Origin of the sequence: Nocardia anocheti (assembly GCF_029675105.1) — a bacterium.
GTDB lineage: Bacteria > Actinomycetota > Actinomycetes > Mycobacteriales > Mycobacteriaceae > Nocardia.
In genome coordinates, this window is record NZ_JAQQFV010000003.1 from 728,115 (window position 1) to 743,756 (window position 15,642).

At 70.6% G+C, this 15,642-nt stretch carries 11 protein-coding genes; 5 read left to right on the forward strand and 6 right to left on the reverse strand.

Annotation, left to right across the window (positions count from 1 at the left end; translation table 11 throughout):
* Nucleotides 1-13: 13 nt before the first annotated feature.
* Nucleotides 14-1,216: an NAD(P)/FAD-dependent oxidoreductase gene (locus QC180_RS10930; protein WP_278262541.1), complete on the reverse strand. Its 1,203-nt coding sequence runs from the start codon at nucleotides 1,214-1,216 to the stop codon at nucleotides 14-16.
* Nucleotides 1,217-1,466: 250 nt separating this feature from the next.
* Here QC180_RS10930 and QC180_RS10935 point away from each other — a divergent pair, with 250 nt between their 5' ends.
* From QC180_RS10935 to QC180_RS10945, 3 genes are read left to right on the forward strand one after another with little or no spacing between them, the layout of a single operon-like run.
* Entirely contained in the window at nucleotides 1,467-2,576 is a 1,110-nt protein-coding gene (locus QC180_RS10935) for a phenylacetate--CoA ligase family protein (RefSeq protein ID WP_278262542.1), read from the forward strand.
* Nucleotide 2,577: 1 nt separating this feature from the next.
* A complete protein-coding gene (locus tag QC180_RS10940) occupies nucleotides 2,578-3,966 on the forward strand; it encodes an aldehyde dehydrogenase family protein (protein WP_278262543.1) in 1,389 nt (462 codons plus the stop codon).
* 41 nt (nucleotides 3,967-4,007) lie between these two features.
* Nucleotides 4,008-5,636, forward strand: coding sequence for an FAD-dependent monooxygenase (locus QC180_RS10945; RefSeq protein ID WP_278262544.1), 1,629 nt, complete (start codon nucleotides 4,008-4,010; stop codon nucleotides 5,634-5,636).
* A gap of 62 nt (nucleotides 5,637-5,698) precedes the next feature.
* On the opposite strand, the gene QC180_RS10950 is transcribed toward QC180_RS10945, so the two are convergent.
* Nucleotides 5,699-6,727 carry a methyltransferase gene (locus QC180_RS10950; protein ID WP_278262545.1) on the reverse strand — a complete coding sequence of 343 codons (1,029 nt, stop codon included), beginning with the start codon at nucleotides 6,725-6,727 and terminating at the stop codon, nucleotides 5,699-5,701.
* Nucleotides 6,724-8,316, reverse strand: a complete 1,593-nt coding sequence (locus QC180_RS10955; protein WP_278262546.1) for an aspartate aminotransferase family protein — start codon at nucleotides 8,314-8,316, stop codon at nucleotides 6,724-6,726. Before QC180_RS10955 ends, QC180_RS10950 begins: the two co-directional genes overlap by 4 nt.
* 233 nt (nucleotides 8,317-8,549) lie before the next feature.
* Between QC180_RS10955 and QC180_RS10960 the strand changes: the two genes are divergently transcribed.
* Nucleotides 8,550-10,100, forward strand: a complete 1,551-nt coding sequence (locus QC180_RS10960) for an FAD-binding oxidoreductase (protein WP_278262547.1) — start codon at nucleotides 8,550-8,552, stop codon at nucleotides 10,098-10,100.
* Here QC180_RS10960 and QC180_RS10965 read toward each other — a convergent pair.
* From QC180_RS10965 to QC180_RS10975, 3 genes are read right to left on the reverse strand one after another with little or no spacing between them, the layout of a single operon-like run.
* The gene (locus QC180_RS10965; protein WP_278262548.1) at nucleotides 10,069-11,271 is read right to left on the reverse strand and encodes an NAD(P)/FAD-dependent oxidoreductase; all 1,203 of its coding nucleotides are present in this window, start codon (nucleotides 11,269-11,271) and stop codon (nucleotides 10,069-10,071) included. The two genes, QC180_RS10960 and QC180_RS10965, sit on opposite strands and share 32 nt — an antisense overlap.
* A 33-nt stretch (nucleotides 11,272-11,304) precedes the next feature.
* Nucleotides 11,305-13,077: an ABC transporter ATP-binding protein gene (locus tag QC180_RS10970; RefSeq protein WP_278262549.1), complete on the reverse strand. Its 1,773-nt coding sequence runs from the start codon at nucleotides 13,075-13,077 to the stop codon at nucleotides 11,305-11,307.
* The gene (locus QC180_RS10975; protein ID WP_278262550.1) at nucleotides 13,077-14,846 is read right to left on the reverse strand and encodes an ABC transporter ATP-binding protein; all 1,770 of its coding nucleotides are present in this window, start codon (nucleotides 14,844-14,846) and stop codon (nucleotides 13,077-13,079) included. The genes QC180_RS10970 and QC180_RS10975 overlap by 1 nt, the downstream gene beginning before the upstream one ends.
* Nucleotides 14,847-15,035: 189 nt before the next feature.
* Here QC180_RS10975 and QC180_RS10980 point away from each other — a divergent pair, with 189 nt between their 5' ends.
* Nucleotides 15,036-15,620, forward strand: a complete 585-nt coding sequence (locus QC180_RS10980; RefSeq protein ID WP_278262551.1) for a MerR family transcriptional regulator — start codon at nucleotides 15,036-15,038, stop codon at nucleotides 15,618-15,620.
* Nucleotides 15,621-15,642 lie beyond the last annotated feature (22 nt).

Consider the following 15,642-nt stretch of genomic DNA (forward strand, 5'->3'; position numbering starts at 1 on the left):
GTCGGTCACCGGCCTACGGGGTGTGGTGCTGCGGGTCCCATCGCGACAGGAACCCCGCCATGGACAGCACACCGGCGTTCACGCGGGCGAAATCGTCCATCGCCTCGGTATTGCCGTCGATGTGCGCCAGCAACTTCTCGAACTCCGCGCTGGCCGGTTCGAGTACGGCGGTCTCGGCGGTGAATTCGTAGATCGGCAGGGCGTGTTCGTCGCGCACGGACTGGTATCCGGCCAGGGCGGTGTCGAAGGGCACGCGCTCCGACAGCACGTCGTCGACGGCGTCCGCGCACCACTGCGCGGACAGGAACGCGTCGCTGATGCCCTGCGCGGTGAAGAAGTCCTTGCAGTATCCGGCGTCACCGACCAGGACCCAGCCGGGCCCGTAGGGTTCGCGGAAGAAGTTCGGCAGTGCGGTCCCGAGGAGTCTCGCCTCCCGCCGCGCGCCGCGGATCTGTTCGGCGAATCGCGGGGCCAGTGCGAAATTCCGCAGATAGCCGGATTCCAGTTCGCCGCGGATCTTCTTGAATTCCGAGTAGGGCCAGCAGCCGCCGACCAGGGTCAATCCGTCGTTCGTCGGCCAGGCGCCGAAGGCCCGGTACGGGCGCGAATGCGCGCGAAAAGTACCGTCCATCTCCAGGCCGCTGAAATAGCTGTAGCAGCCGTACATCAGCCGGGGTTTCTCGTGGTATTTGCGCGCGCCCACCGCCCGCGCGACCATCGATTGCAGGCCGTCCGCGCCGATCACCAGCCGCGCCTTCTCGGTCACCACCGGGCCGCCCCTGCCCCGGCCGCGAAGGCCCACCACCCGCCCGTGGTCGTCGAAGACCAGCTCCAGCGCCAGGAAACCCTCGCGCACCTCCACGCCCGCGTCCGCCGCCGCGTCGACCAGGATCTTGTCCAGCACCACGCGCCGGGGCGCGTAGGCCACCGGGTCGGTGGGTGTGCCGGGGCTGCCCGCGAGGACGATCCGGTCGAAATCGAAGGCGTAGGTGTGGATCGGTGGACATCCAGACGCCGCGACCGTGTCCAGCAGCCCCCACCGGCGCAGCGCGCCCACCCCCGGCGGGTGGATCAGGTGGGTCGAGAGCGTGTCGCTGGGGAAGGTCGCGCGGTCGACGAGCAGGACGCGATATCCCTTCCGGGCCAGCAGCATCGCCGTCGGCGACCCGGCACACCGCGCCCCCACCACGATCACGTCGTAATCGGTTCGGCTCATCGTTGCACTCCTTGCAGGGAAATCGTCGCGGAGAAACGCGAGAGGAGAAATAGACCGCTTCGCCGATTCTTCAGAGAATTCGGAGGGCACCTGGCAGGTTACGCACCACGCGGACACGCGGCAACCAGACTAATTCCCCGGTTGTAATACCTACCAGCCGAGAGGTGTACTCTCCGGATCTAGCCAAAGAAACTGCGCTGCTTGTAATCTCGGCAAGGACGTTCGACACCTGATGCCGAGGAGTACGACGATGGCCACACGTATCGACACCGCACTCGATATGCCCTGGGATACCCCGCCGGAGAGCGCGGAACTCGTGCAGGAAGCGATGCGGTGGCACTTCGATCCGGAAACCGGATCACCGTTCTGGCTCGAATTGGCGAAGAAACTGGAATTCGATCCGCGGAAAGATATCCGCACGATCGAGGATCTGACGAAGTTCCCGAATATCGCCGACGAATTGCGCCAGGTCCGCATCGAGGATCTGGTGCCGCGCGGGTACGGGGAGCTGCGTGATCTGGCCCAGCCGCCGGTGGTGGCCGAGAGCGGCGGGACGACCGGAGCGCCGAAGCGAGTTTTCATGCTGCCGGATGTGCGGGAACAGTCCTGGGCCTGGTACTACCACCGGCTCGTCGACCACGGCATCGCGCACGGCGCCCACTGGCTCGGCGTCATGCCCGCGGGCCCGCACATGGCCGGTGTCCTCGCCCAGGACACGGCCTGGCGGTTCCGCAGTGTGTTCTTCACCCTCGATCTGGATCCGCGCTGGGTCAAGCGCAGCGTGGGGCGCGGCGCGGCCGAGGAGACACGGGCCTACATCACCCATCTGGTCGACCAGATCGAATGGATCCTGACCAGCCAGGACATCCGCGTCATGGTGGTCACGCCACCGCTGATCGAGGCGCTGTGTCGCCGCGAGCATCTGGTCGACCTGGTCAACGCGAAGGTCGAGACGATCATCTACGGCGGGACGTCGATGGACGAGGACACCCGGCACCTGTTCCGCACCGAGGTGTTCTCCGGGGTGAACTTCGTCAGCATCTTCGGCAGCACCATGATCTTCTGCGCGATGCCGGAACGTCCCGGTGCCGCGGTCACCGACACCCCGGTCTTCGATCCGCCCGCGCCGTTCTCGGTGTTCTCGGTGATCGACCCCGAGACCGGGAAGAACGTGGCCTACGGCGAACGCGGGCAGGTGCTGACCCACCACATCACCCGGAATCTGTTCCTGCCCAACAACTTGGACCGCGACACCGCCATCCGCCATCCCCACGGGTTGGGCCTGCCCGGTGACGCCATCGCCGAGGTCAGGCCGGTGCGCGAGTTCGGCGAGGTGGCCGTGATCGAGGGAGTGTACTGACGTGCGGCGCTCGCCTGCCGCGCTGCTGCGGGTGGACGCGCTCGGCGCCGAGGGCGCCTACCGCAGCCGCCACCTGCACACCGTCGAGGACGTCACCGGGCGCCCGGTCGCCGAATTGAGCCTGGTGCCTTGGATTTTCGCCCAGCGCGCCCTCCAGCGCCTGCGTCGCGCGGTCCCCCCGGAACCCGCGCGACGCGCGGCCCTGCTCGCCCAGGCCGGGGCGGTGTTCGCCGCAGGTGTCGTCGACGGCATCGACGCCGCCGCGCACCAGCGCACGGTGGCCGAGGTCTCGGGGATCCCGCTGCCGGTCGTCCGAGAGGGGGTGCGGCAGGTGGGCGAGTACGCCGCGCTCGTCTGCGACAGTGTCGAGCAGGCTCGTCCCGTGGGCGCGCGGGCGAGCTGGCGCAGCGAGGACGCCGCCCACGGGTGCGGCGTGTGGACCCGGCGGGGCGAGGTGCTCGTGGTCAACGCCCCCGCCAACTCCCCCGCCGTGCACGCGGCGTGGCTCGACGCCCTGGCGCTGGGTTATCGCGTGGCGGTGCGGCCCTCCCAGCGCGAACCGCTCACCGCGCACCGGCTGGTCGCCGCGCTGCGGCAGGTGGGCTACGGCGCCGACCAGGTCGTGCTGCTGCCCACCGATCACGACACCGCCGACCGGCTCGTGGCCGAGGCCGACCTCGCGCTGGTCTTCGGCGGCGCGGACGTCACCCGCAAGTACGGCGCGGGCACACTGGTCCTGCCGTTCGGGCCGGGTCGTTCCAAGATCCTGTTCACCGAGGGCGTCGACCCGCTGCGGCACCTCGACACCGTGGTCGAGTCCATCGCGGGCCATGCCGGAACCGGGTGTGTCAATGCCACCGCGGTCTTCGTCGAGGGTGATCCGGCGCCGGTCGCCGACGCGATCGCGGCGCGACTGCGCGCGCTGCCCTCGCTGCCCCCGGCCGACGAGCACGCCGCACTACCGGTGCACCGGATCGACAGCGCTCGCGCGATCGCCGTGTATCTGCGCTCGGCGGCGGCCGATGCCACGGCCATCCTGGGCGCCGACACCGTCGTGGACGATCTCGGCGACGGGTCCGCGGCGCTGCGGCCCGCGGTGTTCCTGCTGGACCGTCCCGACGCGCCGCAGGCCCGGATCGAACTGGGCTTTCCCTGCGTGTGGGTGGCGCCGTGGCGGCGCGGCCGCGACCCGGTCGCGGTGCTGCGGGAGACATTGTCGCTCACCGTCTTCACCGAGGACACCGCGCTCGTCGACGCGCTGGTCGCCGAGCCGAGCATCCACAAGGTCCATCTCGGTGACCGACCGACCACCTGGACCCGGCCCGGTCTGCCGCACGAAGGCTATCTCGCCGAGTTCCTGATGCGCACGAAGGCGGTCGTCGTCGGCTGAGGCCGCGCGACCGCTTCCCACGACACTTGCGAGGAATCAGTTTGTCCACGACAGATACCCAGGTTCTGGTGGTCGGTTTAAGCCTCACCGGAGCCACGGCGGCGGTCCTGCTGCGCGATCACGGCATCCGCGTCCATGCCGTCGAACAGCGGACCTCCGTGTTCCCCTGGCCGCGCACCAGGATCATCCTCGGCAGACCGATGGAGATCTTCCGCACCGTCGGCCTGGAGGCGGCCATCCGCGCGAAACCCTCGCTCTTCGCCCGGTTCCCGGAGATGGCCGTGGCGGAGACGATCGCCGGGTCGGAATGGCTGCGCGGCGAGATCGAAGGGCTCGACGAGGCCGAGCGGTACAGTCCGGCGCCGTGGGCGCCGATCGACCAGCACCACCTCGAGCCGCTGCTGCGCGAGCGCGCCGTCCGAGCGGGTACCAGCGTCGATTACGGGGTCCGGCTGGTCGGGCTCGTCGAGGACGACGACGCGGTGACCGCCACGGTCCTCGACACCGAGACCCGCGGGCAGCGCGCGATCCGGGCGGACTACGTCCTCGCCGCCGACGGCGCCAACAGCACCGTGCGCGAGCTGCTCGGTATCGGTATGCGCGGACTCGGGGTGATCGGCCGGTACGTCAATATCGTGTGGGAGGCCGATCTCTCGCAGGCGCTGCGCGACCGCCCGGTCGGCGTGTGGTTCCTCGACCACCCCCGCCCGGCGTCGGTGGTGATGCCCCAGGATCGGCCCGGCCGCTGGATTCTGATGGTCCCGCACGATCCGGCCACCGGCGAGACCCTCGCCGACTTCACCGAGCCGTACTGTCGCGAGCTGGTGCGGGCGGCGATCGGGCTGCCCGACCTCCCGGTCGAGCTCGTCTCCTTCGCCGACGAGCTCGGCACCGTCGCCCGTCCGTGGGACGTGGGTTCCTGTGTGGCCGAACGCTTCCGGCACGGCCGCACGTTCCTGGCCGGTGACGCGGCGCATCTGATGCCCCCGGTCGGGGCGTTCGGCGCCAATCTGGGCATCCAGGACGTGCACAATCTCGCCTGGAAACTGGCCGCGGTGCTGCGCGGTCAGGCGGGTCCGGCGCTGTTGGACAGCTATGCGCCCGAACGTATCCCGGTGGCTGAGGCCACGGTGGACACCGCGACGAACCATCTGCGCGACCGTGGCCGGGCCGGGGGCCGGGGCGCCACCACCGAGGGCAATCTCGCGGTGCTGTTCGGACATCGCTACCGCTCCGGCGCGGTGCTGGCCGAGGACGACGCGAGTGCCACCGATCTGCTACACCCGGCCGAGCTGAGCGGCGAACCGGGCACCCGGGCACCGCACATGACGCTCCTCCAGGCCGACCGCGCGGTGTCGACCATCGACCTGTACGCCCGCCGGTTCGTGCTGGTCGCGGGACCACGGGGACAGGAGTGGGTGGCGGCGGCGGACCGCGTCGGCGCGGAGCTCGAGGTACCGCTCACCACGCACCGCATCGGCGACGATCTGCGCGATCCGGCCGACTCGTGGACGGCCACGCACCGGGTCGGTGCGGACGGGGCGGTGTTGGTGCGCCCCGACGGCTTCGTCTGCTGGCGTGCCACCGAAGCCGCCGCCGACCCGGAGAAGGTGCTGACCGAGGCGCTCACGCGGGTGCTGAGCCGGGACGTCGGCGCCGAACCGCGCTGAACGGCACGAAGAACGGGCCCCGCTCCCGGAGAGGAGCGGGGCCCGTCGCCGGTTGATCGACGCTATCCGGGAACCGAGGCGTCGATCATGTGCAGATCGGCGTCGACCGGACGGACCTCGCTCACGATCAGTCCCCCGCGTTCGACGATGCTCAGCAGTCCCGGCAGGGTGTGTTTCCGGCCGCCGATGACCAGCAGCATCCGCAGGTCCAGGGCGGTCGCGAGCGGCCGGGTCGGCCCGTCGTCGATCAGGTTCTCGACGATGACGACCCTGGCCCCCGGCGGGGCCGCCCGCACCACATTGCGCACGATCCGCACGGCATTGTCGTCGTCCATGCCGAGGATGTTCTTCAGCAGGTACAACTCGGCGCGGGCGGGCACCTCGCGCAGGCAGTCGCACGGCGTCAGGCGCACCCGCTCGGCCAGATCGCCGCCGGGATGGAATCGTTCGCCCGCGTCGGCCACGACGTGGGGCAAGTCGAGCAGGTAGCCGGTCGCCGCGGGGCAGCGCTCCAGCAGCGCGGCCAGCACGGTGCCCTGTCCGGCACCGACATCGGCGATGGCGGTGATGGTCTCCGACGCGAGCGTCTCGGCGACGGCGCGCGCTGCCGATCGGCTCTGCTGGGTCATCGCGCGGTCGAAGACCTGGGCCGAGTCCGGCCACGCTTCGGGCAGGTGCTCGTAGAACCGGCGGCCGTGCACCCCGGTGAAGATCTCGGTGCCGGTGCGGACCGCGGTGTCCAGGTGCCCCCACAGCGACCACGTCCACGGCTCGGTGCACCACAGCACCAGATCGGCGAGACAGTCCGGCGAATCCCGCCGCAGCAGCAGGGATTCGGGGGTGTGGCGGTAGCCGCCCGCGTCGTCCTCGGCGAACACCCCGTGGCTGGTGAGCAAGCGCAGTAGGCGGTGCAGTGCCGTGGCGTCGACGTCGAGCGTCACGGCCAGCTCGGCCGGGGTCGCGGCGCGGTCACCGACGGCCTCGGGTAGTCCCAGGGTCACCGCCGCCCGTAGGGCCGCCGCGCACGCGGTGCTCAGGGCGTGCGCGGTCAGCTGTGCGGCCAGCGACGGTGCCGCGCTCCGGTCGGTCATCCCCGGGCGCCTTCCGGTGTCGCGGATGGCGCGAGCCGCGCGCCGTCCTCTTCGCGCAGCAGCGCGCACACCTCGCGCAGCGCGACCTCCGTGCGCATGATCTCCTCGTCGGTCAGATAGATCGAGGGCTCGAAACGCACAGAATTGCCCGCGGGCCCCAGCGGCAGGACCCGGATGTGGTGCTCGCGCAGGATGTATCCGGCCAGCACGTAGCCGAGCATGCCGGTGCGGGCGTACTCACCGATCGCGCCCGCCGAGGACGTCCGATCCGTGAACTCCAGCGCCGACATGAGTCCGAGGCCGTTCACCTCGGCGACGATGTCGGGGAAATCCGCTCGGACGGTGGCGAGCATGTCCAGGAGCCGCTCGCCCCGCACGGCCGCCCGGCGGTAGGCCCGGCCGTCCTCGGCCTCCAACATCTCGAGCACCTTCGTCCCGATCGCGACGGACAGTCCGTCCTTGGCGAAGGTCGAGGTGTGGATGACCTCGAAGGCGGGACGGAATCGGTCGCGCCGAACCAGCACCGCCGACATCTTGGTGATCCCGCCCCCGAGACTCTTGCCGACGGCGTAGTAGTCGCCCCGCAGACCGATATGCGAGCTCGCGAAGAACGCCCCCGTGCGGCCCGCGCCGCTGTGGATCTCGTCGACCACCAGCGGACAGCCCAGGGCATCGCACACCGCCCTGATCTCCCGCGCCGCGCTGGCGGGGACCGGACGCATCCCGTTCGCGCCCTGCACCGGCTCCACGAAGAACGCGCCGACCGACGGGAAGTCGCGCTCGATGACCGTCACCGCACCGTCGACGACCGTGAGGTCCGACAGCGTCGCGCGCAACCCGTCGACCGCCGCCTCGATGGCGCCCGGCCGGTCCATGGGCAGGAACCGCGTCGAGGACGCCAGGGCGGTGAACGGGCTGCGCCACTGCGGATTCTGGGTCAGCTGGATGCTCGCGACCAGTTTCCCGTGGAAGGCGTTCTCCAGCGCCAGATACACCGGTCCTCCGGCGACGAGTGCCGCGTTGCGCTGTTCGACCTCGGCGACGAGGCTCTCGAACGCCGTCGCGCTGTCGGTATCCTCGTGCCCCGCCGACGGAGCGATGACAGCTCGACCGGCCCGCACCGCCTCGCGCGCCTCGGCGATGTGCTGTCCGATCTCCTCGGTGAGCGCCGCGATCCGGTCCCGGCGTTCCAGTTCCGCGTGCTTGAGACAGATCTCCACCGCCTCGGCGCCGCTGTTGCCGAACACCGTCGCGAACGGCTCCTCGATGCCGGTCTCGCGTCGCAGGATCGTGTTGAGCGCCGCGGCCAGCCCGTTCACCCGTGGCTGCACCGACAATTGCGCCAGCACGGGAATGCGGTCGTCCAGACAATTCTTCGCGTATTCGATGATTTCCGGTTCGTTGTGCCCGAATATCAGCGCACCGAATCCACCGATATGGTCGAGGACCGCCACCTCCTGGCCGCTCTCGTCGGTGAAATAGAGCGTATTCCCCACCGCCCGGCGGTATTCGACCGCCAGACCGACGCTCGACAGCCAGTCGTTCAGCAGATCGTCCGCGAAAACTACCTCGTCCACCGGTCGGCTCACCACACACCTCTTTCCGCGCACCACGAAACCCGCTGCGCTGCCGTGACTCTCGAATACACCCCTCGGCTGCACCGTACCGGCCGTGCGCACCACCGGGCAACGGGCTTAACTCCCCGATCCACCCTGTTCAGACTTTAGTTCGTGTTGTGTGCCGCGCACGTGACTGTCAGGCTGGGCGAGGGCACGCGCGCCGATATTTCCCGTTTCCGAACGACGCAGAGGACGAGCATCCGATGAATCGCGACAATGGCGGCGACGGCACCGCACCGGCACCCGACGAGGGTCGTATCCGACCCGGCGACAATCGCTATGCGGATCTGTGCAGGGCTTACAACTATCGTTTCATCGCGCAGCCGGAGTATTTCCGGCTCCCGAAGTCCACCCGCGAGGTCGAGGACGCGGTCCAGCAGGCGGTGACCGCCGGAAAACGGTTGACGGTGCGGTCGGGCGGGCATTGCGGCGAGGATTTCGTCGCCGCGCCCGAGGTGGAGGTGATCATCGATCTGTCGCGGATGCGGCATGTGGGCTTCGACGCGCCGCGACGCGCGTTCGTCATCGAGTCGGGCGCCACGGTCGGCGAACTCGTCGACGAGCTGTTCCGTGGCTGGGGGGTGACGATTCCGTGCGGGTTCTGCACCGGTGTGGGCGCGGGCGGCCACCTCAGCGGCGGCGGTTACGGTCCCCTGTCGCGACAGTTGGGTCTCAGCGTCGACTATCTGCACGCCGTGGAGGTGGTGGTCGTCGACGCCGACAGGAGGGCCTCCACCGTGGTGGCCACCAGCGACGAGGACGACCCGCACCGGGACCTCTGGTGGGCGCACACCGGCGGTGGGGGCGGCAATTTCGGCATCGTCACCCGCTACTGGCTGCGTATCCCCGAAGCCGTGGGCACCGATCCGGCCACGCTGCTCCCCCGGCCGCCCGGTGCCCTGCACATCGCCCAACTCGCCTGGTCGTGGGACGAACTCGACGAGCCCGACTTCGTGCGGTTGGTCGGCAATTTCCTCGAATGGCAGGCGGCCAACAGCGCCCCCGACGCCGAGGACATCGACCTCTACGCCCTGCTCAACTGCATGCACCGCTCGGGCGGCGGGATCGCTCTGCACGCGCACCTACCCGAGAACGCGCCCGACGCGCACGCCCGCATGGATCGCTTCCTCGCCTACCTGCACCGGGGACTGCGCCTGGACCCGTCGGTGCGACGGCAGACCCTGCCGTGGCTGGCCGCGACCCGCTATCTGGCCGTCCCCGACACCGGACTGTCGGCGGTGGCCCTGCGGTGCAAGGTGAAATCGGCGGATCTGCGGGTACCGCACTCGCCCGAACAACTCGCCGTCGCCTACCGGCATCTCACCCGCGACGGCTACCAGGGCTTCTATTCGGCGCTGGAATACATCGCCTACGGCGGACGGGTGAACACCGTGGCGCCCACCGCGACAGCCATTCCCCGTGGCGCGCTGCTCAAGACGTTCTACATGGTGCTGTGGAACGACGCCGCCGACGACGACACGCACCTGAGCTGGATTCGCGAGTTCTATCGCGAGATGCATTCGGGGACGGGTGGAGTCCCGGTACCGGGCGATACCACCACCGGCGCCTACATCAACTACGCCGATGTCGATCTGGCCGACCCGGCGTGGAACACCTCCGGCGTCGCCTGGCACGAGATCTACTACGGCCCGAACTATCGCCGCCTGCAGGAGGTCAAGGCGGCGTGGGATCCGCGTGATGTCTTCCGGCACACGCTGTCGATCACCGCGCCGGTGCCATCGATCCGTACCTGAGGAAGAACTCGTCGGCGGCGAGCAGGCCGGAGTTCACCTGGACGAAGTCCCGCATCGCGGCCGGATCGCCGGAGACGGTGTCGAGCAGGCGCAGGAAGTCCGGCTCCGGCGGTGCGAGGGTCGCCAGATCGGCGGTGAAGTCGTAGATCCGCAGAGCCCGCCGGTCGCGCAGTACCTGGTAGCCCGCCATCGCGGTGTCGAAGGGCCGCCGGTCGGTGAAGGTGTCGTCCAGGGCCTCGGCGCACCACTGGGCGGTGGCGAAGGCGTCGCTGATGCCCTGCGCGGTGATGAAATCCCTGGTGTACCCGGCGTCGCCGACCAGCGCCCAGCCGGGGCCGAAGGGCTTGCGGAAGAAGCCGGGCAGGGAGGTGCCGAGCAGGCGGGTCTCGGGGCGCGCGGCGCGCAGGCGTTCGGCGAAATGGGGTGCCTGCTCGAATCCGGCGAGGTAGTTGCCCTCGAGATCGGCTCGCCGGGCGTGCATTTCGGCGAAGGGCCACCCGGAGACGACCATGGTCAGCCCGTCGTGCGTCGGCGCCGCCGCGAAGCCGCGCCACGGGCGCGTGTACGCCTCGAAGACGCCATCCATCTCCAGACCGCTGTAATAGCGGTAGTAGCCGCACATCGCGCGCGGGCGCTCGTTGTAGCGGCGGGCCGACACCGCCGCCGCGACGGTGGACCGCTGCCCGTCCGCGCCGACGACCACCGTGGCGTGCTCGGTGACCTCGGGACCGGTGCGCGTCCGTCCCCGGACTCCGGTGACCCGGCCGTCGGCGTCGACGAGGATCGCCGCCACCGTGAAACCCGTGCGCACCTCGGCACCCGCCCGCGCGGCCGCCTCGACCAGCAGGTGATCGAGCACATGCCGACGCGGCGCGTAGGCCACCGGCTCGGCCTCCCGGCCGGGGGCGCCGGACACGATGTGGGTGCCGAAATCGTAGGAGTAGGTGTGGATCGGCGGGCAGCCCGACGCCACGACCCGCTCCAGCAGCCCCCAGCGTCGCAGCGCGGTTACCCCCGGCGGATGCAGCAGGTGGGTCGAGAGGGTGTCGCTCGGGAATTCGGCGCGATCGAGCAGCAGGACCCGATAACCCTTGCGTGCCAACAGCATCGCCATCGGCGAACCGGCACAGCGGGCCCCTACCACGATGACATCGAAACCTACGCGGCCCATCTCCGTCTCCTTCCGCGTCGCCGATCGGCGCGCTCAGCGGGGCGCCGACAGGTCGGTGGTGGCCGCGCCGATCCGCCAGGACCCGGCCTCTTCGAACTGGTCGTAGATGCGGGCGAACGCACCGCCGGTCGTGCGCAGGTCCGCGGGTGCGCCGATCTCGACGATCCGGCCCGCCTCCACGGCCACCACCTGGTCGGCGTCGGCGATGGTCGCGGGTCGGTGCGCGATGACCAGCACGGTCCGCGCGGGGTCGGCGGCGAGTTCGGTGATGGCCGCGGCCACGGCGTGTTCGTTCTCCGGGTCCAGGGCCGAGGCGGGTTCGTCGACGAGCACGATCCGGGCCTGTTTCAACAGGGCTCGCGCGATCGAGACCCGTTGGCGCTCACCGCCGGACAGTGCCGCGCCCGCCTCACCGACGACGGTGTCCCAGCCGTGCGGCAGCCGCTCGATCACCTCGTCGAGGCGGGCCGCGCGGGCGGCGGCGGCGAGTTCGTCGTCGGTGGCGTCGGGGCGGGCCAGGCGCAGGTTCTCGGCGATCGTGGTGTCGAACAGGTACACGTCCTGGAAGACGATGGCGATGTCCGCCAGCAGACTCGAATGGTCGTAGTCGCGCACGTCGACACCGCCGATCCGCACCGCGCCCGCGTCGACATCGAAGAAGCGGGCGATGAGCCGGGTGAGCGTGGTCTTACCCGCGCCGGACGGGCCGACCACCGCGGTGGTGGTGCCCGCCGGGCAGACCATGCTCACGCCCGCCAGCGCGGGTGGTGTCCCGGGCGCCCCGTAGGTGTAGGTGACGTCGTCGAATTCGATGGTGGCGTCGGCGGCGCGGCGGAGCGGGTGGGCGTGGCGGGTGGGCAGGGCCGGATTGTCGAGCACGCGCCGCACCGAGGCCAGGCGGGTGTCGAGCGCGCCGAGCCCGCCGACGTGTCCGGCCAGCGCGCCGAGGGGTTCGAGGAACCGCACGGCCAGCACGAGCAGCGCGAGACCGGTGGACACCGGCAGGGCCCCAGTGAGGATGCGCTGCGCGCCCACGACGAGCACGGCGACGAATCCGGCCAGCACCACACCCGCGTAGAGCAGGTCCGGGCCGAGCAGGCGGTTCAGGCCGTGCGCGTAGCGGCGTCGATGGCCGTCGAGCGCGTCGCGCATGTGCCCGGTGCTCGCGTCGGCCCGGCCCGCGGCGCGCAGGACCGGCTGCGCCTGACCGAATTCCAGGGCGCGCGCGGCGATCTCACGGGCGTCGATCTCCATATCGGCGACCACCTCCGCGGTGATCCGGCGGTTGCGCCGCACCACGAGCAACGCGACGGGCAGGATGACCAGCATCAGCAGCCCGACCGGCCGGTCCACGACCACCGTGACCACCGCGATGGTGGCGGGGGTGAGCACACAGGTGATGACTGGCCCGCCCACCACCACGCAGATCCGCGAGATCGCCGTCGCCTCGTTGGTCACGGTGCGCACGAAGGCACCCTTGTTGGCGGCGGTGAACCAGCCCAGCGGCAGGGTCGTCAGATGCCGCATCAGCCGGTGCCGCAACTGGGCGCCGAGTTCGCTGCTGGCACCGAACCCGAGGGGCGTGACCACGACGGTGAGCGCCCAGTACACCGCGACGCCGATCCCGGCCGCCCACAGCCAGCCGGAGGCCGCCGCGAAATCGGGCTCGGGCCGCAGCAACGCGGCCAGGATCGGGACCAGGCAGCCCAGCAGCAGACCCTGGCCGACGGCCAGCGCGGCTTGCAGACTCACGAACCGGAGCATCGGCGCCGGGGAGGGCCACAGGCGGTACAGCTGACGAATCATCACAGGCTCCTCGGTCGCTGCGCGCGCCACATCCGCGCGAACAACCCGTCTCGGGCGGTCAGTGTCGCGAAAGTGCCCTGCTCGACCAGTCTTCCGCCGTCGAGCACGACGATCTGGTCGGCGGCGGCGATGGTGTGCAGGCGGTGCGCGATCACCAGGACGGTCCGGCCCGCGGTGAGCTCGGCCAGTGCCCGCTGCACGGCGGTCTCGCTGTCGGGGTCGAGCGCGGCGGTGGCCTCGTCGAGCACGACGATGGGCGCGTCGGCGCAGATCGCGCGGGCGATGGTGAGCCGCTGCCGTTCTCCGCCGGACAAGCCGACTCCGGCGGTGTCCAGGACGGTGTCGTAGCCGTCGGGCAGTCGACGGATCACCTCGTCCACCCGCGCCGCCCGCGCGGCCGCGCGCACCTGCTCGTCGGTGGCCTCCGGCCGTCCGATGCGGATGTTCTCGGTGACCGTGTCGCGCAGCAGTACGACATCCTGGAAGACCAGCGCCAGCGAGGACAGCAGCGTCCGCGACGACATCGCGCGCACATCGACGCCACCGACGCGCACCGCGCCGCTGTCGACATCGTGGAAGCGCGCCAGCAGCGCGGCCAGCGTGGATTTGCCCGCCCCCGACGGTCCGACCAGCGCGGTCACGCTGCCCGGCGGGCAGACCAGGTCGATGTCGACGAGCGCCTCGCAGGTCCCACCGTAGCTGAACGACACCTTCTCCAGCACGATCCCGGCGTCGCGGGGAACATCAGCCGACACCGGGATCGGCAGTCCCGGCGTCGCCAGCAAGCTGTCGATGTGGCCCGCGGCCATACGCGCGGTGCGCAGGCCGATCGACCCGTGCAGCATCGGGATCGACGACGTGGGCAGCCCGATGCCGACGACGAGGAACGGCACCAGATCGATCACCGGCAGCCGTCCGGCGTGCACGAACGCCAACCCGGCCGCGAGCACCACCGCCGCGGCGGTCACCTCCGAGCCGAGCACGCGGTACAGCGCGGAGCTGTAGCGGATCTCGTCGACCCAGACCCGGAACGCGGCCCGCTGTTCCTCCACGGCGCCGGTGAAGCGATCCAGCACCCGACCGCCCGCGCCGAAGGTCTTCGCCACCGCGATGCCGTCACCGTATTCGACCGCCGACACACTGACCTGGCGTTCCGCGGCGATCAGGCGCGCCATGTGCCCGGGCATCGACCGCATCGAGAACCGGTAGCCGAGCAGCGCCGCCAGCGGCACCGCCAGGGTGATCAGGCCCATCGGCACGTCGACCGCGAGCAGGTACACCGCGGCCACAACCAGCGCGGAGGCGGCGCCGAGGATCTCGCCCAGGGAGTGGGCGAACAGGTGGTGCATGTCCTCGAGGTCGTCGGTCATCGCCTTCTTCACCTGCGCCGACCCGGCCGCGCGGAACCAGCCCAGCGGCAGCACGCTCAGATGCCCGGCGATGCGGACGCGCAGGTGGTGCAGCATTCTCGCGTCGGCGTGATGGCCGACGTGCACCGAGAGCCCCAGCAGCACCACCCGCACCAGCGCACCCACCGCGCCGACGGCCACCCATGCCCACACCGTGGAATCCACGCGTGGTGCCGGTGTGTCGAACAGCGCGCGGGCGATCTCGGCGAGCGCCACATACGGGGCCAGGCCCGCGGCCTCGCCGACCGCCGAGAACACCGCGCACGCCACCAGGTTGCGGCGCACGGGTCGCAACATCCGCCCCGCCGCGCCGAGCCCGATCAACGCCGGGCGCGCGGGGGTGGTGGGCGTAGCTCGCACAGCGGGCGGACTCGGCGTTACCGTGTCCGTAACAGTCATCGCCAACCTTCCCTCCAGGGGCGCCGAATCCTGGTCCGGACAGGCGTTCTCCGCGTCGCCGCCAGCGTGCCCGCTGAAGTGCCCTTCATGTCAAGCGTCACGCGGGGCGCGAGCGGAAGGGCGGGCGTCGATCGAAGAGGAGGGGCGGCGATGGCCGACGAGCACCGGGGCCGTGGGTACACGATCGGGGACGTCTCGGCGCTCTACGATCTCCCGGCCTCGACCCTGCGGTGGTGGGAGAAGCAGGGCGTGCTGCCCGCCCCGCCACGCACCAGCGACCAGCGGGTCTACGACGAGCAGGCGCTGAGCCGGATCGGGCTGGCCTATCTGTGCTGCGTGATCGGGCGGATGCCCCTAGCCGCGGCCGCGGTGATCACTTCCGGGCAGCCGGGCAACGCGGAGTGGCAGCGCACGCTGTCCGATCAGATCGACCGCATCGAACGACAGGTGACCGAGCTCGAGCACGCCAAGAACTACCTCGACCGGTTGCGCCGCTGCCCGGACGACGACCCCATCACCCAGTGCCCGTACCTGGCCAAGGAGATCCTCGACCACACCCCGCTCGGGCGCTCCCCCGCGCACTCGCACACCGGGTCCGGGTGTGCGGGGCCCACGCACGGTCCGTGCTGCCGCGCCTGCGGTGGTGAGCTTCCCCCGCCGAAGCGTGGGCGCCGCCGCGAGTACTGCTCGCCGCGCTGTCGGCAGCGCGCCTACCGGCAGCGGGTCAGCGGCTAGGTTCTGTCTCGAAGTGAGTAAG

Coding starts and splice junctions, on each gene's coding strand:
- QC180_RS10930 (WP_278262541.1), bottom strand. CDS start 1,216: ATGAGCCGAACCGATTACGACGTGATCGTGGTGGGGGCGCGGTGTGCC.
- QC180_RS10935 (WP_278262542.1), top strand. CDS start 1,467: ATGGCCACACGTATCGACACCGCACTCGATATGCCCTGGGATACCCCG.
- QC180_RS10950 (WP_278262545.1), bottom strand. CDS start 6,727: ATGACCGACCGGAGCGCGGCACCGTCGCTGGCCGCACAGCTGACCGCG.
- QC180_RS10960 (WP_278262547.1), top strand. CDS start 8,550: ATGAATCGCGACAATGGCGGCGACGGCACCGCACCGGCACCCGACGAG.
- QC180_RS10965 (WP_278262548.1), bottom strand. CDS start 11,271: ATGGGCCGCGTAGGTTTCGATGTCATCGTGGTAGGGGCCCGCTGTGCC.
- QC180_RS10970 (WP_278262549.1), bottom strand. CDS start 13,077: ATGATTCGTCAGCTGTACCGCCTGTGGCCCTCCCCGGCGCCGATGCTC.
- QC180_RS10980 (WP_278262551.1), top strand. CDS start 15,036: ATGGCCGACGAGCACCGGGGCCGTGGGTACACGATCGGGGACGTCTCG.